The sequence below is a fragment of the Agromyces mariniharenae genome (assembly GCF_008122505.1).
GTDB lineage: Bacteria > Actinomycetota > Actinomycetes > Actinomycetales > Microbacteriaceae > Agromyces > Agromyces mariniharenae.
This window is the reverse complement of the sequence record NZ_VSSB01000002.1, coordinates 1,142,071-1,166,739: the sequence shown is the minus strand read 5'-3', so window position 1 is coordinate 1,166,739 and position 24,669 is coordinate 1,142,071. Positions and strand designations below refer to the sequence as shown.

The following is a 24,669-nucleotide window of genomic DNA, read 5'->3' as shown; positions in this document are numbered from 1 at the left end:
TTGGATTCAGGATGCCGTAATCCAGCGCGTTGCACCAGTAATTCTTCCCTCGATCCAGTTGGACGGAGGCTCGCCACTTTCTTAGCTCCAGTATGGCCGCAGCCAGGTTTGGTCAATTCATCAAGCGCACGATCCGCGAACGTTGGAAATGTTGCTAGGGAGAGCCTGCTGGAGTCAGCGCACATCCCGTGCCAAGACCCAGATTCGCCTCACGCCGAACCGGAGAGTGTCCGAAATCGATGGACGCGGGACGCACTCCAACGAGTTGCAACATGACTTGCAACGTCCTCGAACGTGCGGTGTCGCACGACCGTCGCGATTGGCCGCATGCCGCAGACCCTTGGCCCCTTCCGGTGCTCAGCTGAGATCGCAACCGCGCGACTAGCTAGCGGACGTTGGTGATTCGCGCGAACCATCCGAATCGACTACGACGTGAATTGGAGTTGTGATGGATAAGACTCCAGTGTCCGGTTGCTTGCGCTGTGCCGACGAGCGTCCAGGCAACATCCTGTCCAGGCATTGGGTCGAATGGGGTTGTGATCAGGTAGCCGTCGTATATTTCTGGGCCGACCCCTGTCGCGATATCTCCTGACCCGACCCAGAGCAGCACAAGATGCTGCGTCGTCTCATCCCAGATTCCGGTGAGTGCCGGGACATCTCCGGCACCGGAATAGCCAGCTGAGATGTTCGCCGATACTTCACCAGTGTCTCTGACGCCATTGATGAAGAGATGACACTCACGGCCGTCGATGTTCGCTTCCCATTTGCCCGTCTGCAATGGCATAAAGCCAACCACCCCCTTCGGCTGGCGCCAGCGTACACCGGGCGGGCCAAATCTGAAACAAAAATGCGTGCGTCACGAGATCCACTGGAGTCGCACCTTCTCCGTGCAAAATCAAATCGGCGACGGCGGTAGAGATGCCATCCCGAGCCGCCGGGCGTGCGGAGGTAAAGGAATCGGTGACGGCACTGAGGCGGTTCGTGTTGCCGCCCCCTAGGCTCCGAGCATTCGCACTACCAGAGGGGCGGTCGAAGCGTAGTCATCTTTGCGAGCCATACCCAATTCTGGGACAGCCGTCAAAGACAGCGGATGGCGGAGGTTGGCCCTCAGGTTCTATGCTGCGCGTAGGTGCGCCGCACGCCGGGACTGCAATCGTGGTTTCAGGATCGTCGCGGCACTGAGCTTCGGCACTTTCCCCGGGGGGAGGGGTGAGATGGGCACCAACCGTTCCACGCTGTTGTTCGTCCACGGAACCGGTGTTCGCGGGAAAGCATACGCGGCAACACTCGAGGCCATCAAGAAGACGGTGGACGATCGCGGGTTAGACGTCGATGTCAAAGGCTGCTTCTGGGGCGAGTCGGAAGGCGCGAAGCTTCGGCTGAATGGCGTTTCAATACCGGACTACCTTGCGGCCGGCGGCGGCCAACAACCATCAGCTGCCGACGAGGAAGTTGCGTTGTGGTCGGTTCTCTACACCGATCCGCTGTACGAACTGCGGTTGCTGCGGAACTACGATGACAGCACGACGGAAGTGGTGCTCGGCGAAGCACCGCCCGCAACACTCATTCGCGATGACGTCGAGAGGTTCACGGCAAGCGACGACCTGACGTTGTTGCTCGAATCCAACCATCTTATGGACTGGTTTCCACCTGCGCTCCAAACGGTTGCGTCCTCGCCGGAGTTCGCGCAGGCGCTGGACACTGCCCCGGCTGAACCACTCCTACATCGTCAAGCAATCGCCCGAGCGATCGTGGCACAGACACTCGTCGATTCAATGGAGGCGGGTAACGACCCGGTGAGCGGAACCGTTCGTGACGCCATTGTGGAGGCAGTTACAACCCAACTCCATGGTTATGGCATGGGTATATCCGACTTCCTGCTCCGGCCGTTCAAGGGTTTGGCTCTGCGCTATGCCACGTACCGGCTCACCAAAGACCGCGGCGACCTTACAGATAAGCTCACCGATCCCGGGGGCGACATCATGCGCTTCCTAGCTCGAGGTGATGACGCGCGTAGATTCCTGGAGCAATCGATTCAAGACTGCGGTGACGGTCCCGTCATCCTGCTCGCCCATTCGCTCGGCGGCATAATGTGCGCCGACCTGCTCGTCCGGAAGCAGGTTGACAACGTGGACCTACTCATAACAGTGGGTTCACAGGCGCCGTTTCTCTACGAGATCGGGGCGTTGCCAAGCCTTGAGCCGCCAGACTCTCTCCCGGATCACTTCCCACGATGGTTGAACGTCTACGACCGACGTGACCTCCTGTCCTACGTAGGCGCGGAGGTCTTCCCCGAGCGGGTGTCGGATCTCGAGGTCGACAACGGTCAGCCGTTCCCCTACTCGCACAGCGCGTACTGGTCCAACCCGGAAGTGTGGGCGGGCGTCGAAGGAGCGCTCAATGGCCACCATTGATGTTCGCAAGGTCCTGGTTCTCGCCATTGGACTTGAAGAATACGCCTACGGAAAGAAGTATTCGCTTCCTGGAGTCGCCTCGGATGCGGTTCGCTTTGCGCAATGGGCCGTCGACTGTCGGGTGCCGCCCGAGCAGGTATGGCTAGCCCGCTCCTGGTCTGGCGCCGAGACCCCGCCACCGGAGAATGTCCTCACGTTCGATGGCGCTCAGCATGATATTGAGGATCTCTTCATCAAGGCATCGAAAGTACGCGGCGACCTGCTGGTGGTCTACTGGAGTGGGCACGGAGTGCTCAACCGAAGCGGACAACGAGTGCTCTATGCCGCTGATGCGTATGCCGAGGCCCCCCGAGTGTTCGTCGTTGACCAGGTCCTTCGCTACTTGACCTCTGATGCTTTCCCTGGTTTCGATAACCAAGTCGTCTTCATTGATGCATGCGCCAACTTCTCTGCCGAGATGAAGATACCTGACGACCTCTCGTCGGGTCCGTTGAATCCGAACGGCAGAACTTTTAGACGAGTTTCGCAATCAACGCTGTTTGCGGCTTCGCAGGGTGAGTACGCAACGCACGATCGCCTAAAGCGGGAAGCGGCGTTCTCCAATAGTCTCCTTGAGTGGCTTAAAGAGAACGTGTGCCTCCCGATTGATTTTCCAACAGTTGTCCAGCACATCGACGACAGCTTCAAGGTACTGAACGCGAAGGGCGTCACACGACAGCATCCCGTGACTCGCATCTTCGAAACTGGCGGAGGTCAAAGGGACACTCAGGAGTTCGGCGGTGGGATTCCTGTATCCGGACAAACCCAGCAGGTCTTGTCCTCAGCAGGCATGTCGCCCAGACAACTCGACCGCGTCGAGCGCGAACTGAGAAGCGGTGCCGCGCTTACGGAGGCAGAGCTCCGCCAGGAGCTGATTGCCGCACTAGATGGCCAGATCGACGCCACCGGGCAAGAGACTGTTGATCTCGTTGCATTGGTCGTCACGAGTTACGACAACCGTCATCGCCTCATTGAGGGCCTCCAGGCTCGAGCGGCGACTTCCGCGGAGCGGAATTTCGATCTCGAGATCTTCCTAGAGCGTCAGCGCGCGGTGTCAAGCTTTGTCGAGGCGTTTGGCACTGTCAATCTGCAGCAGATGAACGAAGCAATTCGACTTGTCGTGCCGGAACTGGACTCGATGCCCGCCGACCTCGAGCAAGCGCTGGAGATAGCGGCTGGGTTCGGCTATGAGTCCCTCATCAAGTTCGCCGTAGCAGTTGAGTGTCTCACTGGTGATCAGCTTCCTGATGCCGTGTTCGCTCCCTACATCACCGGTCCCGCCTTGGGCTTGCTTCGGGCAGGTGCAGCTGCTGCCCCACCCGAGGGCGTCGCCAGGCTAGTGATTGAGATCCCGTGTGTAGATGGACCGGATGCTCGATTCGCGTGGCCGACCGAGTTCGTCGCCCATGTCAAGGACCCTCGCAATGGCTGGCAGCCGAAGACAGTCGTGCCATGTGATCGCACTCCTGACGGGTTCAGAGACGCCGCCGTCCCGGTCATTGCAAAGATGGCCGGCGGGTACGGCTCATTCACCGTCGGGTTCCTACTGCCTCGAGCAGCGTTTGTTGCGCTCCCCGAGACGTGGCCGTTTGCCGCCAGCCACTTAGAACTCACACGGCCACTTGGGGAATCATGGCCGACGGCGCTCCACGTGGCGGAGCGACGTGCATACGAGCCCGTGTTCAGGCAGTGGGACGAGGCCGTCAAACGTATTGCCCACAGTCTGCTGTTCAATTCGCCGACGCTCGAATGGATTCCTGGAGCATCGAGCGTTACGGCCATTCAAGACTCGATCGCCGGCAGCAAGGCCCACCTTCAGGGATTGGAGTTTGCAATCGGAACGGTCCCTGACGATCTTCGCCGGGATCCCCTCATCGCAAGCATTGTCGCCGGCGCGCCTTACATCGTCTGGGCCACCGATCCCCCCTCGGATTGGACCAAGACAAAGGAGATGCTTAGAAAATTCTTGAAGGAGGGCGATTTCAAAACGATTCCGGAACGCCTGCGGGCGCTACGGCGAGACGATCCCGAGGGGGTTGTGAGCACGTTGCGATTGGTGTGGGACGACCCCGATGCGCTGCCTGACCGCCGTTCAGAACTGCCAGCCATGGCCTAAGAGGTGACGACATGAACGATTGGCGAATCTATCGAGGCGACCGCAAGGTTCGAGAGATCAAACTTCCGGAGCCGCCACCATGGCGAGTGTTCTCGGACGATGGCGCCACAGGCAGCTCGTCGAATCATGCAGGGGCAACGTTTCAGGCGTCGCCCGAGGTTATCGATGCGGTGAATGCGGCGCTCATGCTTAGGAGACCTCTCCTAGTCACTGGGATCCCCGGATCGGGAAAGTCCTCCCTCATTGACGCCGTCGCGCTTGAGCTAAGCCTCGGGCCCGTATTGCGATGGCATGTTACGTCGCGGAGCACGTTGAACGAAGCCCTGTACCGTTACGATGCAATCGGTCGGTTGCAGGCAGAGAGAATCTCCCACGATGAGGGCTCAAGAACGACCACCACGTCGATTAGCGATTACCTCACCCTGGGTCCTCTCGGTACCGCACTTATTCCGCGAAGCAAGCCACGCGCTTTGCTGGTTGATGAGATCGACAAGAGCGATATCGATCTGCCGAACGACCTCCTCAACGTGTTCGAGCGTGGAGAGTTCGAAATCCCAGAGCTGACGCGGCACAACGAGGAAGACGTTAACGTGAGGGAGTTCGAGAGCGAAAACTGGGTGCGCATCCACAAGGGCAAAGTGCAATGCGCGGAGTTTCCGTTCGTCGTGCTCACAAGCAATGGCGAGCGTGACTTCCCCACCGCCTTCCTACGCCGGTGCATCAGATTGCGGATGCCTGATACTACGAAGGAGTTGCTGGAGGATATCGTGTCAGCCCACCTCGGCCTGCCGAACACTCCAGCGGTTTCCGGGCTGATTGACGACTTTCTTGCTCGGACGGACGGGGGAAAGCCCCAAGCAACGGACCAGCTCCTCAACGCTGTCTACCTTGTTACCCAAAACGTGCTGCCTGAGACCAACGCGGAGCGTCAGGCCATCCTCGAGCTTCTCTTCCGGGAGCTGACTTCGGAGTTCTGATGCTTGATCGACTTATTCGAGCGCTCCAAGTATCTGGAATCGAACCAGAATGGCGAGATCTTGCTGACATTCTCTGGCTCGCTCGGTTGGTTACCTCCGATTCCGAGATCCAACCAACTGAGCGGGAAGAAGAACGAGCCGCCGAGCCCGCACCAGTAGAGCCGCGACCGGTTACTACATCATCCAAGACAGCATCTGATGATGACGTCATCGAGGTCCCGCAGCCATCAGAACCCACAACTGAGCCACTGCCACCGACACTGGGCAGGACCGCATCTGCCGGGATCGGCGCAACGATAGGGCTCAACCTTCGCGATCCGCTCCGCAACGCGTTGCCCGGTGAACGTGAAATCAACCGTGCCATTCGCCCTCTGAAAGTAAAGCGCGCGTCTCATCGGCTTCGCACACTCGACGTCGAAGGCACCGTCGACTTCTACTGCGCGACGGGCCTCCTCTTGCCGGTGGAAGGCCCGGCCAAGGTTCGCTGGTTCGAGGAGCTTTCCATCGTTTTAGATGCAGGGCCAACGATGTTGCCGTGGGCATCGACCGTGAGTGCGCTGACCCGACTCTTCGAACGGTACGGCGCCTTCGATCGCGTCGTGCAGTGGAAACTCATTCAGGGGACCGCCGGCATTGAGCTCGTCTCGGCGGCAGGTAGGAAACACAGCATCCGAGAGTTGATCGACTACAACGGTCGCCGCCTCACCTTGGTTGTGTCCGATTGCGTCGGCGCAATGTGGGCCGGTCCGGACGCATGGACAGCCATCGACCTGTGGGGTCACAGCGGTCCGGTCGCCTTGGTCCAGGTGTTGCCCGAGAGGCTTTGGGCTGCGACGGCACTCGGAAACGTTGACGCAGGTATTTCGGCTGACCGTCGCGGGGAGCCGAATAGGAATCTGAACGTAAGGTTGCCGTGGTGGTGGGTGTCGTCGATGCCGGCGAGCGTGCTGCCCGTCATCAGCCTCGACCCCGATCGCCTCACCTCCTGGGCGCGAATGCTGATGGGATCTGGAGCGGCCGTCGCCGGGGTGACCCTACCTCGGTTGCCGCTCGGAACGGATCGAACGGATGTGCGTCAGCGGACACCCGAAGAGCGCCTTGAGGTCTTCCGCTCCACAGTGTCGACGGAAGCCTCCCGATTGGCCACGATGCTCTCAGCCGTCGAGGTGACACTGCCGATTGCTCGGCTCTTGCTGGACCGACTGGTGCCAGGTGCAAAACAGATTCACCTCGCCGAAGTACTCGCGGGCGGGCTGCTCACGGAGTCGGGATCCGGCGACGGCGACTTCGAGTTCTACCCAGGAGTTCGCGAGCTCCTTCAGAGGTATCTGAACGTGACGACGACGCTCGATGTGTGGAGGGCGGTGAGTCCATATCTGGAAGCATCGAATCCGTCTTCGGCACCGTTCTCCATCATTGAGGGCTCCGTAGCTGCGCCGACTGCTGAGATGAGCGCAGTCGTCAGCTCACTTGGTCAGCGGTTTGGGTTCCGAACACCGGATGCGATCGCTCGCGGGGCCGGCATCACTCCGCGGTGGGATACAGCCGCTCCTCCCGCGGGCACGGGTGATGACGTAGCTCCCGATCAAGAAATCAAACCTGATCAATTAGCCGACCTCAAACCCTGCGTCGTGATCCTCGAGGACGGAAAGCTCGCCACGGGTGCGCCCTTCGAGTCGCGCGACGTGGGCAGCTTTCGTACGACGGCGGCCGACATCGATGCCATCTTCGAGACGCACCTGCCTGCATTCATCGCCGCGCACGCGCCCGGTCCCGTGCCGGTCGTGCTCTATGCACAAGGCGGGCTCGTCGACAAAAGAACAAGTCTGGGTGTCGCAGTGCAACAGGTCGCCTGGTGGAAGGGGAACGGCGTCTACCCGATCCACTTCGTGTGGGAGACCGGCCTCGGCGCGGCGCTCTGGGACGCGCTGCAGGAGTGGGCAGCAGGCGGTCGCCGCGGCTGGGTGGACGAGGCGAAGGACTCGTTCGTCGAGGTGGCCGCGCAGCTGTTTGGCGGGGCTCGGATCTGGAATGACATAAAGCTCGACGCGGCCGCGGCATCCGTGAACGGCGGCGGCGGGCACTACTTCGTGCGCGCCCTCGCGAGGTTCATGGCCGAGCACCCGGGCGAGATCGAGGTGCACGCTGTGGGCCACAGCGCGGGCTCGATCTTCCACGCGTACCTGCTCCAGGCGGCACTCGTGGCTGGTGTGCCCAGAATCGAGTCGCTCAACCTGCTCGCGCCGGCCGTGCGGGTCGACACGTTCTCGAGGCTCGTGATGCCGCACGCGCGCAGCGGGAAGATCGCCCGCGTCGCGATCTTCACGATGGACGATGAGGCCGAGCGTGCCGACACCTGCCTGCGCATCTACAACAAGTCGCTGCTCTACCTGGTCTCGACGTCACTCGAGGCGCAGAGATCGACGCCTATCCTCGGCATGGCGAAGTTCCTCACTAACGACCCCGAGCTCGCCGACTTCTTCAGGGGCGCCTCGGCCGACGGCGACCTCGTGCTCGCTCCGAACGCGGTGGGCGTGCGCACGGCGAGCGCCGCGACCTCGCACGGCGACTTCGACACCGACGCGCCCACCATGGAGAGCGTCGGGCGTCGGGTGGCCGGCGTCGCCAACGTCACCCCATTCCCGAATGACCGTGGACGCACCAGAGCGCCCTGGCCAGCGTATGAAAACTTGCCCGCGGGTCGCGCGGGGTCCGCATCAGGTGGCAGAGGCGCCCGCCGAGCGCTCTGCATTGGGGTCGATGCTTACCCCGACGAGGGCGACCGCCTGCGCGGCTGCGTCGCCGACGCCCGCGCCTGGGCCGAGGCCCTGACAGCCGCGGAGTTCGAGGTGACCGAGATGACGGATGCCGCGGCCACCCGTGACGAGATCCTCCGCGGCATCCTCGAGCTCGTCAGCCAGGCCGCGCCGGGCGACGTGCTCGCAGTGCAGTACTCGGGACACGGCACGTTCGTCCCTGACCTCGACGCCGACGAGGAGGACGGCGACGTCGCGAAGGACGAGGCGCTGTGCCCCGTGGACTTCCGCAAGCAGGGACGGTTCATCATCGACGACGACCTCGCCCGCATTTGGGACGTGATCCCCGAAGGCGTGGCGTTCACCGCCTTCTTTGATGCGTCTCACTCAGGGTCAGCCAACCGGGCCCCGCGAATCGACCTCAGCCCCGTTGGCGACTCGTTGCCCCGGGCAACTTTCCTGACGATGGTCGATGACGTCGCATATCGAGTTAATCGCGGTGCAGATGTCGAAGGAAGTACAACCGACCCTCTCCGGAGCGCTGCGCACGCGACCGTCCGCGCTTCTGAGTCCCAGATTCCGGCGCCGATGCGCGCCAGCACGCGCCGCCGCGAGGTGCTGTTCAGCGCCTGCAAGCCCACCGAGGTGGCGTGGGAATCGAGCGAGCATGGCGACTTCACGCGCATAGCCCTGCCTCTCCTTACGGACGGCATTGGCAGGGTCTCGAACCGAGACTTCGTGCGACAGGTGGTCGAGCAATTCGGCCCAAACCGGCGGCAGACCCCCGAATTCCATGGCGAAGAAGTACTCGGTGGTAGCCTCCTCCTCACCTCCACAAGCACCTTTGCGCCGAACGTGCCACCTTCACAGGCTGGGATGGCCACATCTGAACCGCCCTCCGACGACCTAGGGCCAGGACGCGATGGAAGAGATGAGGCGTCTGTTTCCCCGGAGCAAGAACGGGCAATCCGTAGTCTTGCCGAGACGTACGACGCCACACGTGAATCGATGGTCTCAGGCCCCGAGCGCACAAGGGAGATGACCCGAATCTTCAACGCGATGGTCGAGTTGGCGTCCGATGTACGTCCACTGCTCGCGGAGCTAGAACGAAGTTCGTCCGCGGGGGAGCGACTTGCTGCGATTGCCATACTGAGCGCGTATCCAAGAGCCGATCGACTTGAATGGCTTGCCGAGCGGTTGGATAATCCCGACGTTGAGGCGCCTTTTATCGGGTATCAAGCCGCCCGCGCACTGACGCAAGCTGTTCGTAGCCTCCCTCTCGATGCCATGACATCAGTCGAGAAGGCCTTGTCGCATGCGCTCGATCTCGCACGCAAGCTGCCAGACAACCCGAACCGCATCACCACCTTGGAGTACGCGCGTCAGGAGGTGGCGTCTCGCACGGGCGACAGCGTCCTGGACCAAGAGCGAGGCGCGGAATCGTCGGAACATTCGAACACAGCGCCCGCGCCTCCTGATGCTTCCGAAGACGGGCCGATCGTGTCCGATGCAACCGGCCTCGCCGTGTACGTCTTTGCAGAACTCGCGCGGAGCCCCGGAACGCCTGGGAGCTTCGACCTGCGTGTCCGGCTAGCACCTCGGGCAAGCGAGCCGAAGAGCGAGCTGACAGCTTCTCAGTCCATCTCTACGGACCCCCGCCGACATATTGTTGCGACGATCGTGCCTCGAGGGTTCCGGCTGGCCAAGGAGGAGCCAAGAAGCGTCGAGCTGATCATTCCGGACGTGAACGACGTCTCTGAGCACGCCTTTAGGCTGATAGCGACTGAAGCCGGACCAGCGGAGGTGTCGTTGCTCCTAAGGCAGCAATCTGACCTCCCGCTCGCGACGTTGCGGCTAACAGCTGAGATCCCGGAGTCAGGTTCGGGGCCAGAACCGAGAACGGCCGTGGCGAGAATAGTCGAACCAGCTCGCGAGTTGGTCGCTTTGCCGAGCGTTAGAGTTGACGAGGCATTCGTAAAGGGTGAAACCCAGCTGTCGGTCCGCGCTAGTGTCCGCGGCGAAGAGGCCGAAGGTCTCCTTCAACTGTCGGACAAGAGGCGCTTCGTCGCGTCGTTGTACAGCCGAATTGCGGGCATTCGGACGGAGCTCGCAGACCTTCGCGACTCCAACACTCGGGCACGCACGGCGTTGCGACGGATGACACAAATCGGAAGCTCGCTGGCAAGGTCAGTCCTTCCACCCGAGGTCCTCAATCTTCTATGGCGACACCGCGACGAGCTTGACGGTCTTATTGTGCAGTCCAACGGCGAGTTCGACATACCGTGGGAACTTGTGCACCTCGTACCATCGCCCGGTGAGCGAGACAATGGAGAAGTTCGATTTCTCGGCAATACGGGATTGATTCGCTGGGTATACGACACTCCTCATCCGACGGAGATCCCCGTCGCCCCTGGTCGGGCCAGGGTCGTCTGCCCGTTGTATGTCGACTCTCGCCTACGGTTGGTCAGCTCGGCCGAAGAGCGGCGCCTGCTGGAGCATATGATCCAAGCAACTTCAATCGAGCCAGAAGATGCCTCGGGCATGCACGCGATGATGAGGGATGGTTTCGACCTCTTTCACTTTGCGGGACATTGTCGATGGTCTGAGGTCGAACCGCCACAGCAGGAGCTCCTGCTTGCTGAATTCAACCACGCCGCGGAGGAGGACCCGGCTTGGCGCTATACCGTCGATGACCTACGAGCTGACTTCGGTCTAGGAAATGGAATCGACATTGCCGCAGGACCGTTTGTATTTCTCAACGCGTTTGACGGCGGTAGAACTACCTCGGGTGAACGTTCGCTTGGCGGATTTGCTGAGGCCTTTCTCCGCGGAGGCGCGGGGGTACTCGTCTCTTGCTCTTGGTCACTCAGTGACGAACCAGATTCCGTCTTCGTGGAAGCGTTCTATCAGGCGTTCCTCGACGGTCAACCGCTTGGCGAAGCGACGAGGTCCGCACGAGCCGCAGCCCGCGATGCTGGAGACCTGTCTGAACTCGCATACGCCGTTTATGGACACCCCAGGGCGCGGCTGAGAATCACTTAGGGTATGCCGGTGGCGCAGCACGCTTATGCGTTCTTGGCTCTCGTGGGCTCGCGCAGCGTGACCCTAGCCTCGATGATCGCCACCCGCATGGTCTCTTGATTCACATCCATTCGCTTAGCAACCTGGGACAGCGACAGCCCGGATTCATAGAGTCGCGCCGCCTCACTCACCTGCTCTGGCGTCAGTGGCTGTCGGCGCACCACGACGTTGTTAGCTCGCAGTATCCCGATGATCGTGGATTTTGCAACGCGGTAGTCCTTGGCAAGTTGGGTCGTCGTCTCGCCGGCCTCGTATCGCTGTGCCACTCTGGCGCGTGATTCGTCGCTCAGACGGTTCCATGAGCGCTTCACTCTCGGCTCGAGGCTTCGCTCAGAATCCCCGATAGACCCTGAAATCTCGCGGATCTGCGGTGCCGTAACAGAGGTCGTTGATTTATTGGAACAGAGGTAGACAATCCCGACGAAAGTCCTGATGAACTGCGGTTCATCGGGACTTTCTTCGTTGCTCGGTGGGTCACCTCATCACGTTGCTCACTGCTTTCTCGTCGCGGGGCGGAGTCGGCGGGCATGTGGGCGTTACGCCGGTGCGGTGGTCGGCAGCGCCCCGATCTGATTCATCAGGGTGAAGAGGTCGCAGTACTGGGTGATCTCTGCGACACGTCCGTCGCGGATGAGCATGAGGTCCCAGGCGGCGAACCTCACGGCCCTTCCCGTGGCCGGCACGCCGGCGAACTCTCCGTGGTGCCGACCCTCGTACCGCAGCCAGGTGGAGACCAGGTCGCCCTCGGCCACGACGTGCCGCGGTGTGATGATCAAGTCGGGGAACGCCGAGATGAATGCGCCGATCGACGTCTTGAGTGCCGCCAGGTCGGATCCCGCACCGCCGTGGCCCAGAAGGTCGGGCGAGCAGATCGCGTCGAGGTCGTCGAGCGCGCCGGAGTTGATCGCCTCGTAGAAGCGAGCGGCGATGGCATGGGACTCGTGTGAATCGGTCACGTCAGCGGTCCCCACTCCGTGCGTCCGCCTTGGTGGCCCGGCTCTCGATGATCTCCTTCGCCCTGCGGAACTGTGCCTCGTCGGCCCGGCGGGCATCCATCGCCACCAGGGGCGTGAGCAGGCGAAGGAGTGCGCCTCTGAGGTGCAGGTCGGTGACGCAGGTCATGAGTGTGCTCGCGCCAGACTCGGCCTCCTCGAACGAGAAGTGCGATGTGGCGCTCAGCGCGCCACCGAACTCGATCTCGATCGACTCGGGTGGCAGGTATTCCGTGACCTCCCAGGGTGTGACGAGGACGCGCCCGAGTGCGCGCAGTTCGTCCACGCCGGTCGTCCCGAGTTCGACGTCATCTCCATCGAATGTCCGGCGCAGCAGTTCCGTGCTCCACTCCGGTGCGTTGCGAAGGTCCGTCAGGTAGGCGAACACCTCGGATCGTGGTCGATCGATCTGGATCGTGGTCTTGATCTCGGTCATCGTCGGCCTCCTCTCATCACTGACCACGCTCCCAGCACGCGCCATCCGCAACATCGGCCAGGTGACCTATTCCTGTTGCGGGCCGGCCCCGACCTGGGACGCGCTGACCACGGCGAAGGCGGCGATTTCGGTGCGGCTCCGCAAGCCCAGCTTCTGCAGGATGCTGCTCACGTGATGTCCGGCGGTCCTTCGACTGATGAACAGGCGCTCGGCGATCTCGGGGTTCGAAAGCCCCTCGGCGACGAGCCGCATCACTTCTTGCTCCCTGGATGACAGCTGCCCGACGGTCCGCTCCCCAGGCCCGGTGGCGACGCCCAGGCTCCGCAGGAACGCGCTCGCCTCGTCCGTGTCGACCGTGGAGCCCATCCGATGGAAGGCAGCGCGGGCCGCGCGTGCCTCGGCAACCGCTGACCCGGGGTCGGAATGTGCGATCGCGCGCGCGAACAGGAGTCGAGCGCGCGAGGCCGGCAGCGCCCTCGACGCAGCACTGAATCCGAGCATCGCCGCACGGAATTCGACCGCAGCCGACGCCGGATCCGCCAGCAGCGTCGTCTTGCCCGCCGCCAGATGAGCTTCCGCCGCATGCCGTGGGCTGCGGGTGCGGGCGGCGATGCCGGAGATCCGGACCGCGACCCGGTCGGCGCCCGTGACGTCGCCTTCGGCGAGCAGTGCATCCACGAGCATCGTGAGCAGGGGCAAGGATGCCACGGCACCCCTCGGCAGCTGCCGAACGGCTTCCGACAGTCGGCTGACCGCCAAGGGAGCGTTCCCGAGGGCCAGATACAGCGCCGCAAGCGGGCGGACCGCCTCGGGTAGATCTGCGATGGGGGCGAGCAGCGCCGATGCCTCGTCCAATCTCCCCTGAACGGTCCGCAGGTCGGCAAGAAGTGCACGGGGGTGGACGCATCGAGACCTCAGACCCGACCGATCGAGGGCCGCGATGGCCGCGAGGAGTGCCTCCTCGGCCTCGTCAAGGCGACCGATCGCCAGGAAGATCCCGCCGCAGCACGATCCGCAGAACGCCGAGAGTGTGGCTTGGGCGCTGACCGCGCCCTCCCCAGCGAGTGGACCGAGATCGAGTCGCGGGGTCCGCATCAGGTCGTCACTCCATTGCGTCAGCGACTCGCCACCGCCCAGGAGTTCGGTGGCGTCCACAAGTGCGCAGTAGACCTCCGCCAGCGTCCGTCGCTCGCGCGCCGCGCCGCTCGCGACGGAGGCCATTGCGCTGTCCAGGTCACGGATTCCCTGGTCGGGGTCTGCCTGTCCGATGACGAGCAGGCCACGGCGGGCCAGCGCGAGGCATTCCAGATCGACATCATCGGATGCTTTCGCTGCGGCGATCGCGTCGTCGTAATCGGCGGCGGCCCGCACGACGTCCGCGCTCGATTCCGCCTCAGCCACCAGCACCCATCCGAGAGCGGAGGACTGGGGCGCTCGCTCCGCGGCCTCGCGCGCGCGCACCCGCCATCCGCGGGGAACGGATCCCTCACCGCGTTGAGCGCGCTTCTCGCGCGCCACCCACGCTGCAGCGCGAGCAGCCATCTCGAAGTCGAGATTGCGTGCATGAGCAGCATAGGATCGGCCTCGAACGTCGACGGCCGTCTCCACCTCGCCGAGCCACCAGAGTGCTTCCGCGAGGCCGTCGAGGCTCACGCCGTCCGGCGAGTCGGCGGCAGCCTGCGCGAACGCATCCCGCGCGGCGACGAAGTCACCCGCCGCCAGACTCTCCGAACCACGCGCGAGGAGCGCTGACGTCTCACCCATCACCTCCATCGTCCTCCGGGACAGGACCCCTTGCCAGACCCCAGGAACGCGGTACGTCCACGCCGCCCTCTTGGCGGTCTGAAGCGAGCAGCACGTTGCACGTGCTGGTTGCGGTCGGACGTGGACTCACGCTCGGCCTCATCTCGCAGGCGTTCTCGCTCGCGGGCACGTTCTCGCTCGTTGGAGCGCTCGATCGACTCGACTGAGAGGCGTCCACCATCCGGATTCGACACCCCTGAGGATCGGGTGGTTGGATCGGGGCGATCACAACCGTCGTGCCCGAGGTGATCGGCTCCACCCCACTCGTCACGGCAATGGGACGTCGTGCTCATGCACGGCCGACTCCAGCGTCGTGCCGTTGAGCTCGAGGTACACGCGATGCTCGGTGATCGAGAGCGCCATCGAGTTGCGTCGTTCGAGCACGGCGACGGCGGCGTCGACGAAACCGGGGTCGAAGCTGAACAGGGTGATCTCGTCCGCTCGGTGGATCCGCTTGCCCGCCCACGCTGCGGCGACCTTCGCCGGATCGCGGTGTGTGTAGACGACGGTCCGCTCGGCCTGCATGCTCCCGTAGTGCAGTCGGGCCGCGTCGGGAGCGCCGACTTCGATCCATGCCGTGAGCCTTCCGGTGAGGTCGCGCACGTGCACCGCCGGTTCGTCCGTGGCGGCGATGCCGTCGCTGAACGCGATTCCGTCCTCGAACTCGAGGCAGTACGCGAGGAGGCGCGTCATCATGAATGCGTCGGTCTCGGAGGGATGGCGCGCGACGCGGAGCGAGACGTCCTCGTAGACGCCGCGGTCCATGTCGGCCAGCTGTATTGCGAAAGTGTGGATCGTTGCGCCAGTCGCCATGGTGAGCGAACCTACGCGTTCGATTCCTGTCAGCTCGACGCGGAACGTCCCGGTGGATCGTGAGATCCAGCGGGACGCTTCCGTCAGGTGGTCAGCCGGTCACCAATCTCGGGCAGGACTTGAACGCCGGGAAGTCTGGATCGGGCGCGATCAGCTCCAGGTAGATCGGCCCTGGGCCGATGACCACGAACACGCCGGTCCCGACGACCTTCACGTTCGGCAGGTCGTAGTTGAACTCGACGAGGAGTCCGGGCCCTGCATCCCCGGTGAAGGGGACGAGGTCACCAGTGACGAAGCCGGACGCGATGAGGGGCCTCGCGAAGTTGTCCGCCTTGCTTCCGCCGGAGATCCCGGGCGGGGCGAGCTCATCCTGGCCGGAGCACCACTGGCCCACGATCTCGTGCACGGTGGCCGACGCCGGTGCAGCCTGAACGAATACGAGGCCGACCGTCGCGGCCACGGCGATCAGAGCTCGCGCGACGAGGTGTTTCCTGTGATGTGGCATGTTCGCCTCCTGGGTCGCAGTTCCGTCCGGTCGACCGGCCGGACGTCCTCTGCGAGGCGACGGGTTGTGATGGAACGCGCATCGCCCCGTAGGGGTCACTCACGCCACTCCGCACGTTACACCCGGGCATGCGGTGCGGGGAATCATCGTCGAGGATGCCTCATGTCAATCGACGGGTTCGTCGAGCCGAGCGTCCTTCGTGGCTACGGTGCCTTCGACACCTCGATGACGACCTTCCCGGGAGGGCCCGCGGTGCCCCTGCTCGCGTAGGCGGCGCGCCCGTCGGACAGCGGATACGTCCGCGCGACCGCGACCTCGATCCCTCCCTCGGCGAGCAGCGCCGCGAGCCGGCCGAGATGCCCGGCATCGGGGCTGACCACGAAGAACTGCGCATCGACGTCGAACGCTCGGGCGAGGTCGGCGTCGGGGGCTTCCTGCAGCGTGATGACGCGTCCTCGAGGACGAACCGCCCGGTAGAGCCACTCGGGCGTGCCCGCCCCGACCGAGTCGATGGAGGCGTCGAAGCTCGCGGGCGGGATCGCAGCGGGCTCGTCGGCGACGAGCACCTCGTGCGCACCGAGATGCTCGACGTACTCGACGGCATCGCGCGACCGCACCGTCGCGGTGACCTCGATCCCCATGCGGCGTGCGAACTGGATCAGGAACGAGCCGACCGCACCGGTGCCGCCGCGGATGAGCAGCCGCTGCCCGGGTTCGAGTCGCAGGTGCTCCTCGAGCGCTTCCATCGCCGTGAGCGCGGGGAGCACCGCTGCGGCCGCCACGACGTCCGAGACGTTCGCCGGCTTGCGGGCGAGGTTCGCAGCGGGAAGGCGAACGACCTCCGCGGCGGCGCCGTCGTGGTCGAACGGTGCCAGCCCGAAGACCTCGTCGCCGATCGAGAGGTCGTGCACGTCGGACCCGACCGCGGTGACGACGCCGGCGAACTCGTGCGACGGGATGACCGGGGTCCGGTCGACGCCGTCGGCCTCCCAGGTCTCGGGCCACGTCAGCTCGTCGAAGGTGACAGCTGCCGCCCGCACGCCGACGCACACGTCCGCGCCGGTCGGCTCGGCCGGCACGGGCGCATCCTCGTAGACCAGCTGTTCGGGGCCGCCCCGCGCGTGCGCGCGGAGGGCCTTCATCAGTCGAGGCCGGGCGTCGGAAGATTCTGCGGTGTTCATGTGCATTCCTGTCGTCGCGTAACCGGGCGGATGCCGCGTGGCGCAAGGTTGACCAGCCGGCATCCATAGTTAACATTATCAAGTAAGCTTAACCACGTTCGCCGCTTGATGAAGGGTATGAGGATGGCTCCGTCGATCACGCCGCAGCCTATCGCGGGCACGGCCGTGGGCTCCGAGTCGCGCCCGTGGCGACCGATGGTCGCGCAGGACGTGGTCAGCCGACGCGTCTGGGAGCAGATCACCCGTCCGTACGAGGCATCCGTGCCGGCGGTCATCGCCGACCTCGAGTTCGACCTGCCCGATGAGGTCGTGGAGGACGTGACGAACGCACAGCAGCAGCTCGTGCGGTTCGACACCGAGGTCGGCTCCATCACGGCCCCGTTCGCGTCGATCCTCCTCCGGAGCGAGTCGGCGTCGAGCTCGCAGATCGAGAACCTGACCAGCGGCGCGCGAGCGATCGCCGAGGCGGAACTCGGCGAGCGCGCCGACGGCAATGCGCCGTTGATCGTGAACAACGTCCGAGCCCTGCAGGCGGCGCTCGATGCGGCCGACGAACTGAGCGCCGAGACGATCATCCGGATGCACCGGGAACTGCTGCATCGGACGGATCCCGGCATCACCGGCAGCTATCGGACGCAGCAGGTGTGGATCGGCGGCGGCAGCTACAGCCCGCACGACGCGGACTTCATCCCGCCGCATCACGAGCGCGTCGCCGCCGCCATGGCGGACTTCGAGGCGTACTCCGGCCGCGTGGCGACGCTTCCGCTCGCGAGCATCGCGATCGCGCACGCCCAGTTCGAGACGATCCATCCGTTCCCCGACGGCAACGGCCGAACGGGGCGTGCGCTCGTGCAGGCGGCGCTGCGACGCACCGGCCTCACGACGAGCGTGACGGTTCCGATCTCGGCCGGCATCCTGCAGCAGCGCACCCGTTACTTCGACGCGCTCGACGCCTACCGGGCGGGTGACGTGGTACCGATCGTCCGGGTGTTCGCCGACGGCGCCGTGCTCGCGATCGTGAACGGACGACAGCTCGTCGACGACATCGAGGCGACGCAGGCGCACTGGGCCGATCGGATGTCGGGGCTTCGCTCGGACTCCGCCGCTCGCGAGATCGCCCGGCTCGCCATCGGCCACCCCGTGCTGACGTCGACCTTCGTGCGACGCGAGGTCGACCGGTCGGGCCCCGCGGTGTTCCGCGGCCTCGACCAGCTGGTCGAACGCGGCGTGCTCACCGAGACGACGTCGCAGAGCCGCAACCGGCTCTGGGTCGCGCAGGACGTGATCCGCAACCTCGACGGGTTCGCGAGGCGGAGCATGCGCACCCGCTGAGCGCCAAGCCCTACGACTCGGTCACGCAGCGCTCGGAGAGGGCGTATCGCAGCAGCGCCATGTCGCCGACCTGACGGCTCTCGGCGAGAACGGCGTGACGCTCGGGCGTCCAGGGGAACGTGCCGTCGCCGATCAGCCGCGGCGCTCGCGGGTCGCCGACGAAGAACGGGGCGATGGCCAGCTGCAGCTCATCGACGAGGTCGGACGCCAGGAACTGCGTGATCATGGTGCGGCCGCCCTCGACCAGGAGCGTCCGCACGCCGCGGACGCCCAGGTCGTCGACGAGATCGGCCATCCTGATCTCCTCGCCCAGCCCGACCACGGTGGCGAGCCCACCGAGCCGGTCGCGGATGCCGCTGGCCGCCGATCGCGGGCAGTAGACCAGCTTCTCGGTGGTTCCGACGGCGAAGAACCTCGACTGCGGATCGAGGTCGCCGGTCGCGGTGACGGTCACCTTCAGGGGCGTCGGCGACAGGCCCTCGGCTTCGCGTCGGTCACGTCGCTCGTCGCTGCGCACCAGCAGCCTCGGGTTGTCGAGGCGCACGGTGCGCGCACCGACGAGGATGGCGTCGCTGTGCGCCCTCACCTCGTCGACGCGATCGAAGTCCGCCGCGTTCGAGAGCGCGAGACGAGGAGGGGCCGCGGTGTCGAGGTACCCGTCGATCGACATCGCCGCACTGAGGATCACATAGGGCCGATCCGTCACGATCCCACTCTCTCATGCACCCCCTCCGAGACGGCGGCGGATGCCGGCGCAGGGGTCCTCCGCGTGCGGTGAGCCGCGGATGCCACGGCGAGCACGAGTCCGGGTGCGACGGCGATCATGGCGAGCACCCCGAAGAGGGCGGATGCCGCGACCCCCGTCGCTGCGCCGAGACCGGCGACGGCGAACGTCCAGCCGGCGACGCCCTCGCGCGGGCCCCACCCGCCGAGGTTCAGCGGGATCGATCCGGCGAGCAGGATGACGAGCGCGAGGGCGGCGAGGCGGAACGGCGGCACGCTCGCCCCGACGGCGGCGACCGCGACGCCGAGGGTCGCGACGTGGCATCCGACCACGATGATCGAGGCGACCACGACGCGCACGAACGCACCCGGTGAGCCCAGGCCCGCCGAGAGCTCGCCGAGCTCGCGTCGGAGCGCGCGTCGCGCGCGGGAACTCGTCGCCGCCGCCGTGAGCACGGCCAGGGCGAGCACCGTGAGGCCGATGCCGAGCACCGGGAGCAGGTACCCCTCGAACTCGAGCCCGAAGCCCGCGAGCACGATGACCGCAAGCGCGATCTGCACGACCTGCCCGGCGGTGCGCTCGATGACGACGGCGCGTGCGGCCTGCGCGACGTTCCCCGCGTCGCGCCCCTGGGTGACCGCTCGCTGGACATCGCCGACCACCCCGCCCGGGAGCACGGTGTTGAGGAACTGCGACCGGTAGTAGTGTCCGACGGCGTCCCGAAGGCGGACGCCGACGCCGAGCCGCCCGGCGATGACGCTCCAGCGCCACGCCGCGGCGATCGTCGCGATGGCGGAGAGTGCGAGCGCGATCGCGATCACGGGGAGGTCGATGCTGGCCAGGCCGTGCAGGAACGGCTCGGACCCCACCTGGGCGACGACCGCGACCAGCACGGCGACGCCCACGAGCGAACGGGCCGTGAGGCGGAACCACGTCGACGACAGGATCGCGCGGACCCGGGATGCGCTCGCCGACGCGGACATCACGGCCACGCCAGGAGGTCGGTGTGCACGACGACGGCCGAGAGCTCGCCGCGACGGAACTGCTCGGATCGGAGCGCCCGATACGCCGCACCCTCGTCGCGCAGGTCGGCGCGGTGCTCGAGCGCCGCATCGACCCATCCGTCGAACCACTGCTCGAGGAGGACGGGATCGTGATCGCCGAGCCGCCAGCGGGTGTCGGCGGTCCGGATGCTCCAGCCCGCCTCGCGGAACAGGCGCTCGGCGCGCCCCACGCCCGCCGGCCCCAAGAGGCGGCGCCCGCCCACGAGCCGCTGCTGATGCTCGTTGAAGGATGCCGCGAACACCTCGTCGGGGGGATCCGGGGGATCGAGGCGCACCTCGCCCGTCACGCTCAGGCTCAGCAGCACGGGGCATCCGACCGCGAGGCACGCCCGGATCACCGCGCGAAGCTCCCTCGTCGTCAGCACGTCGAGCAGTGCCGACGCGGTCACGAGCGACGCGCCCGCGAGCGCGCCGGCATCGAGCCGTTCGAGCTCCCCGGTGCGCGTGCGAACGGAGACGGGCCGTCCGTCACGATCGAGCGGGACGACGCCGTTCGTCGCATGCTCGGTGAGGTCGGGGTTCCAGTCGTGCAGCACCCAGGCCTGTGGGCCGGGCAGCAGCGGCGCGAGCCATCGCATCATCGACCCCGTGCCGCTGCCGAGGTCGTGGACCACGAACGGGCCCGATCCGAGCCTGCGGGATGCCGCGTAGGCGAGTTCGCGGGACCGGGCGCGGGAGTCCTCCGCCTCGCGCAACGCGAGCCAGTCGCTGCTGACCGCGATGATCTCGCTCATGCGGTGCGCCGCCGCTCGCGTCCCATGGCGTCCGTCGACGGGCGGACCTCGCGCAGCACCGCGGCGACGGCCGTCGCCGTGACATCCCAGGTCCGCGTCGCGAAGGCGGCTCGCGAGCGCATCGCCTCGGCCTTGAGCACCGCACCCCACCCGCGATCGACCTGCCAGCGTCGCAGTACCGCGCGGAGCGCCACCGGGTCGTCCGGTCGGGTGAGGATGCCGCCCCGGCTGCCCGCGACCGCCTCGGTCACGCCGCCGACCCGCGCGGCAACCACCGGGATGCCACGAGCGAGCGCATCGGCGACGACCATCCCGTAGCTCTCGGACCGGGACGGGACGACCACGAGATCGGCGCTCCGGTAGGCGTCGTCGAGTCGGCGACCGGTGAGCACCCCGGTCAGGTCGACGCGCTCCGAGAGCGCTGCCGTCCGGATCACGGCCCTCACGCGGTCCGCGAACTCGCGATCGGCGTCGAGCGAGCCCGCGATCGTGCAGCGCCAGCCGGGCAGGTCGGTCATGCCCGCCAGCGCGTTGACGAGCACGTCCTGTCCCTTGTGCGGCGCGACGGCGCCCACGCACAGCAGGTGGCCGCCCGATCCCGATCCGGGCGTCGCCGTCACCGGGTCGGTACCCGGGATCGCGACGGCGATCCGATCGGGCTCCGCGAGCCTGCGAGCGATGAGCTCGGCGCGGGTCCACTCGCTGGTGGTGATCACACGCCGCGCCGCCTGCAGGGCCACCCGCTCGCGGTCGGCCGTTCGCGCGTGGCCGGGCGCGCGATGCAGGGCGCCGGCGACCATGTGCGCCAGCACGACGATCCGAAGGCGTGTCGTCTGGGCCCGCAGCACCTCCGACGCCGCCACGGCGAGCAACCCGTCGACCAGCACGAGGGCGTCGTGGGGAAGCGCGGACATCGCGTGCGCGGCATCCGTCACGCGGTTCGCGGCGACTGGAACCAGCCGCACGTCGACGCCCTGCGCCCGCAGGCCCTCGGCGAGGCGCCGGTCGTAGACGTTGCCGCCGCTGACGCGGTCGTCGTCGTCGATGCCGTCGGGGACGAGGAAGTGCACGGTCGGGTCCGTCATCCGTTCACCTCCCGCTCGTAGCTCGCCCAGGCGATGTGCGATTCGTGCAGGGTCACCTCGATCGACGAGATGCGACCGCCGGATGCCCCGAGCCGGCCGGTTTCGGCGCGGTCGGCGAGTCGATCGGCGATGACCTGGCACAGCCGCTCGGTCGTCGTGTTGACCCCGGCGAACTCCGGTTCGTCGTCGAGGTTGCGGTAGGTCAGCGCGCCCGTGATCTCGCCGAGCGCCTCGGACGCCAGCGCGATGTCGACGACCACGCCGTCGGCGTCGAGCGCGCTCGCACGGAACGACGCGTCGACGATGAAGGTCGCACCGTGCAGGCGCTGCGCCGGGCCGAAGGTCTCTCCCGAGAAGCTGTGGGCGATCATCATGTGGTCGCGCACGGTCAGGGTGAAGGTCACGAGGCGTCCGTCCAATCGATCGTGCGGCAGAGCTCGGCGTCGGGTTCGGCGGCGAGCGCCGCCATCACCGCGGGCAGCTCGCTCCATGGGGAGTCGCCCGTGAGCAGGGCGTCGAACGCGTCGTCGTGCAGGAGCTCGAGGGCGAGCGCAAGCCGGTCGCGCGTCGACCGCGTCCCGCGTCGGCGCCGGGCCACCGCACCCACCTGGCTCGACCGGATGGTGAGGCGGCGCGAGTGGAAGTCGGCGCCGAGCGGCAGCGTGACGGGCCGGTCGCCGTACCAGCTGGCCTCGATCACGTCCCCGTCGGTCACGACGGATTCGAGCGCGAGCCGCAGCCCGGCCTCCGACCCGCTCGTGTTGACGACGAGGTCGCGCTCGCCGGGTGCGTCCCCGGGTGCGGCGAAGCCGACGCCGAGTCGGTCGGCGACCGCGCGACGCGACGGGTCCACGTCGACGAGCACGACGTCGAGGCCCGGGATGCCGCGGGCCAGTCGGGCCACGCAGCATCCGATCATGCCGGCGCCGACGATCGCGACCCGGTCGCCCAGGAGCGGCGCGGCATCCCACAGCACGTTCACCGCGGTCTCGACGGCGCCGGCGAGCACGGCACGCCGGGCTGGGACGCCGCTCGGCACGGGAACCACGGCGTCGGCGGGAACGATGAAGGCCGACTGATGCGGGAACAGGGTGAAGACGGTCCGGCCGCGGAGCGCATCGGGCCCGTGCTCGACGACGCCGACGTTGAGGTAGCCGTACTTCACCGGCCCGGGGAAGTCGCCCTCCTGGAACGGCGCGCGCATCCGCTCCTGCTCGCCGGCCGGCACGCGACCCAGGAAGACGGATGCCTCGGTGCCGCGGCTGATGCCCGTGTACCTGGTGCGCACGAGGACCTCGCCGTCGCCGGCGCGCGCGATCGATTCGCGTCGCAGGGCTCCGACGCCCGGTTCGTCGATCCAGAACGCCACGGCCTCACGCAACGGTGCTTCCCCCTCGGTGAACCATCCGGCGATCTCCTCCGTATACATGAATATGCTCCGTGCGACGCTCCCGAACAAGGACACGTGATGACGGGCGACGAGGTTCAGCTCCCTCCCATCGGGTCGGCCCTCCTCGGGGCGGCGGGCGTCGCGGCGATCTGGACCGCCGGCGGACTGCCCGCGATCGGCTGGATCGCCGCGCTGGCGTACCTGACGGTGAGCACGGCACTCCTGCTCCGGGCGCTGCACGTCCGACATGCGGTGCGCTTCGGCTGGGCGAACGTCGTCACGGCGACGAGATCGGCACTGGTCGGCATCATCACCGGCCTGGTCGCCGCGTCCTTCGTCGCGCCGATCCCGGTGCCGCTGCTCATCGGCCTGGCGGTCCCGGCGCTCGCGCTCGACGCCGTGGACGGCTGGGTCGCACGGCGCACCGATTCCATCACCGAGCTGGGGGCGCGTTTCGACATGGAGGTGGACGCGTTCCTCCTCCTCGTGCTCAGCGCGTACGTGGCGCAGGTCCTCGGGCCGTGGGTGCTGGCGATCGGCATGATGCGCTACGGGTTCGTCGTGGTCGGGTGGATGCTTCCGTGGCTTCGCGCGCAACTCCCGCCGCGGTACTGGCGCAAGGTCGTGACCGCCGTGCAGGGGATCGCGCTGACGCTCGCGGCATCCGGCCTGTTCGCCGATCTCTCGGGCGTGCTCGTGGCCGTCGCACTGGCCCTGCTCGTGGAGTCGTTCGGCCGTGACGTGGTGTGGCTGGCGCTTCGCAGCCGCGGCCGCGTGCGCACCCGCAGCCGCGCTCGCCCGGCGGAGGTGGATGCGTCGTGATCGACGCGCCCACCGGCCCGGGTGAGGAGGAGCTGCGGTCACGCCGTCCGCGGCGCGCGGAGCACGACGGCCGTGGCGAAGGCGAGCACCACGATGCCGATCGACTCGATGACGACCGTCTCGGGGACGAGCGTGAAGTTCCACGTCTCGGTGATGCCGAAGAACCCGACCGTCAGCGCGAGCAGGAGCGCCGAGAGCGTCGCGATGACGAACAGCAGGCTCAGGACCGTCGTGATGCTGAGGAGCCGCCCGCGCAGGACCAGCATCCCGATCGCCAGCACGAGCCCCGCGATGGCGTTCAGGACGAACAGCACGCCGAGCAGGCCGCCGACGCCGATGAAGACGAGGTAGAGGTGGATCCCGCCGACGACGAGGAGCACGATCGCGCTGAGGATCTTCATGACC

The 24,669-nt window shown here is 66.2% G+C and carries 21 protein-coding genes; 6 read left to right on the top strand and 15 right to left on the bottom strand.

Annotation, left to right across the window (positions count from 1 at the left end; translation table 11 throughout):
* Positions 1 to 385: 385 nt before the first annotated feature.
* Positions 386 to 784 (bottom strand): hypothetical protein, encoded by a 399-nt coding sequence (locus tag FYC51_RS18770; protein ID WP_148735257.1) that lies wholly within the window; start codon positions 782 to 784, stop codon positions 386 to 388.
* 430 nt (positions 785 to 1,214) lie between these two features.
* On the opposite strand from FYC51_RS18770, the gene FYC51_RS18765 reads away from it, so the two are divergent.
* Genes FYC51_RS18765 through FYC51_RS18750 form a run of 4 tightly spaced genes read left to right on the top strand, consistent with a single transcriptional unit; the run spans position 1,215 to position 11,344 of the window.
* A complete protein-coding gene (locus FYC51_RS18765; protein ID WP_148735256.1) occupies positions 1,215 to 2,414 on the top strand; it encodes an alpha/beta fold hydrolase in 1,200 nt (399 codons plus the stop codon).
* A complete protein-coding gene (locus FYC51_RS18760) occupies positions 2,401 to 4,569 on the top strand; it encodes a VMAP-C domain-containing protein (RefSeq protein ID WP_148735254.1) in 2,169 nt (722 codons plus the stop codon). Before FYC51_RS18765 ends, FYC51_RS18760 begins: the two co-directional genes overlap by 14 nt.
* 11 nt (positions 4,570 to 4,580) lie before the next feature.
* Entirely contained in the window at positions 4,581 to 5,546 is a 966-nt protein-coding gene (locus tag FYC51_RS18755) for an AAA family ATPase (RefSeq protein ID WP_148735253.1), read from the top strand.
* Positions 5,546 to 11,344 (top strand): SAV_2336 N-terminal domain-related protein, encoded by a 5,799-nt coding sequence (locus FYC51_RS18750; RefSeq protein ID WP_148735251.1) that lies wholly within the window; start codon positions 5,546 to 5,548, stop codon positions 11,342 to 11,344. Before FYC51_RS18755 ends, FYC51_RS18750 begins: the two co-directional genes overlap by 1 nt.
* Before the next feature lie 23 nt (positions 11,345 to 11,367).
* Here FYC51_RS18750 and FYC51_RS18745 read toward each other — a convergent pair whose 3' ends face one another.
* From FYC51_RS18745 to FYC51_RS18715, 7 genes are all read right to left on the bottom strand, one after another.
* Positions 11,368 to 11,694 (bottom strand): helix-turn-helix domain-containing protein, encoded by a 327-nt coding sequence (locus FYC51_RS18745; protein WP_148735250.1) that lies wholly within the window; start codon positions 11,692 to 11,694, stop codon positions 11,368 to 11,370.
* A gap of 225 nt (positions 11,695 to 11,919) precedes the next feature.
* Positions 11,920 to 12,339, bottom strand: a complete 420-nt coding sequence (locus tag FYC51_RS18740) for an ester cyclase (RefSeq protein WP_222863301.1) — start codon at positions 12,337 to 12,339, stop codon at positions 11,920 to 11,922.
* A 1-nt stretch (position 12,340) separates the two neighbouring features.
* The gene (locus FYC51_RS18735) at positions 12,341 to 12,811 is read right to left on the bottom strand and encodes an SRPBCC family protein (RefSeq protein ID WP_187432730.1); all 471 of its coding nucleotides are present in this window, start codon (positions 12,809 to 12,811) and stop codon (positions 12,341 to 12,343) included.
* 66 nt (positions 12,812 to 12,877) lie between these two features.
* Positions 12,878 to 14,575, bottom strand: a complete 1,698-nt coding sequence (locus FYC51_RS18730; protein WP_187432729.1) for a helix-turn-helix transcriptional regulator — start codon at positions 14,573 to 14,575, stop codon at positions 12,878 to 12,880.
* Between the two features lie 306 nt (positions 14,576 to 14,881).
* Positions 14,882 to 15,427, bottom strand: a complete 546-nt coding sequence (locus FYC51_RS18725; protein ID WP_148735246.1) for a YaeQ family protein — start codon at positions 15,425 to 15,427, stop codon at positions 14,882 to 14,884.
* 91 nt (positions 15,428 to 15,518) lie between these two features.
* A complete protein-coding gene (locus FYC51_RS18720; protein WP_148735245.1) occupies positions 15,519 to 15,887 on the bottom strand; it encodes a hypothetical protein in 369 nt (122 codons plus the stop codon).
* 248 nt (positions 15,888 to 16,135) lie between these two features.
* The gene (locus tag FYC51_RS18715) at positions 16,136 to 17,074 is read right to left on the bottom strand and encodes an NADP-dependent oxidoreductase (protein WP_148735404.1); all 939 of its coding nucleotides are present in this window, start codon (positions 17,072 to 17,074) and stop codon (positions 16,136 to 16,138) included.
* A 162-nt stretch (positions 17,075 to 17,236) separates the two neighbouring features.
* Here FYC51_RS18715 and FYC51_RS18710 point away from each other — a divergent pair, with 162 nt between their 5' ends.
* Positions 17,237 to 18,445: a Fic family protein gene (locus FYC51_RS18710; protein ID WP_187432728.1), complete on the top strand. Its 1,209-nt coding sequence runs from the start codon at positions 17,237 to 17,239 to the stop codon at positions 18,443 to 18,445.
* A 10-nt stretch (positions 18,446 to 18,455) separates the two neighbouring features.
* Here the strand turns inward: FYC51_RS18710 and FYC51_RS18705 are convergent, their stop codons facing one another.
* Genes FYC51_RS18705 through FYC51_RS18680 form a run of 6 tightly spaced genes read right to left on the bottom strand, consistent with a single transcriptional unit; the run spans position 18,456 to position 23,481 of the window.
* Entirely contained in the window at positions 18,456 to 19,151 is a 696-nt protein-coding gene (locus tag FYC51_RS18705) for a RibD family protein (RefSeq protein WP_148735243.1), read from the bottom strand.
* Positions 19,148 to 20,152: a lysylphosphatidylglycerol synthase transmembrane domain-containing protein gene (locus FYC51_RS18700; protein WP_238476491.1), complete on the bottom strand. Its 1,005-nt coding sequence runs from the start codon at positions 20,150 to 20,152 to the stop codon at positions 19,148 to 19,150. Before FYC51_RS18700 ends, FYC51_RS18705 begins: the two co-directional genes overlap by 4 nt.
* Complete coding sequence (locus FYC51_RS18695) at positions 20,152 to 20,967, bottom strand: small ribosomal subunit Rsm22 family protein (protein WP_148735241.1); 816 nt, start codon at positions 20,965 to 20,967, stop codon at positions 20,152 to 20,154. The genes FYC51_RS18700 and FYC51_RS18695 overlap by 1 nt, the downstream gene beginning before the upstream one ends.
* A complete protein-coding gene (locus tag FYC51_RS18690; RefSeq protein WP_148735240.1) occupies positions 20,964 to 22,052 on the bottom strand; it encodes a glycosyltransferase family 4 protein in 1,089 nt (362 codons plus the stop codon). Before FYC51_RS18690 ends, FYC51_RS18695 begins: the two co-directional genes overlap by 4 nt.
* Positions 22,049 to 22,456 carry a 6-pyruvoyl trahydropterin synthase family protein gene (locus tag FYC51_RS18685; RefSeq protein ID WP_238476457.1) on the bottom strand — a complete coding sequence of 136 codons (408 nt, stop codon included), beginning with the start codon at positions 22,454 to 22,456 and terminating at the stop codon, positions 22,049 to 22,051. The genes FYC51_RS18690 and FYC51_RS18685 overlap by 4 nt, the downstream gene beginning before the upstream one ends.
* The gene (locus tag FYC51_RS18680; RefSeq protein ID WP_148735238.1) at positions 22,453 to 23,481 is read right to left on the bottom strand and encodes a zinc-dependent alcohol dehydrogenase; all 1,029 of its coding nucleotides are present in this window, start codon (positions 23,479 to 23,481) and stop codon (positions 22,453 to 22,455) included. The genes FYC51_RS18685 and FYC51_RS18680 overlap by 4 nt, the downstream gene beginning before the upstream one ends.
* A 39-nt stretch (positions 23,482 to 23,520) precedes the next feature.
* On the opposite strand from FYC51_RS18680, the gene FYC51_RS18675 reads away from it, so the two are divergent.
* Positions 23,521 to 24,264, top strand: a complete 744-nt coding sequence (locus FYC51_RS18675; RefSeq protein WP_148735237.1) for a CDP-alcohol phosphatidyltransferase family protein — start codon at positions 23,521 to 23,523, stop codon at positions 24,262 to 24,264.
* A 38-nt stretch (positions 24,265 to 24,302) separates the two neighbouring features.
* On the opposite strand, the gene FYC51_RS18670 is transcribed toward FYC51_RS18675, so the two are convergent.
* Positions 24,303 to 24,665, bottom strand: a complete 363-nt coding sequence (locus FYC51_RS18670; RefSeq protein WP_238476456.1) for a hypothetical protein — start codon at positions 24,663 to 24,665, stop codon at positions 24,303 to 24,305.
* Between the last annotated feature and the right edge of the window lie 4 nt (positions 24,666 to 24,669).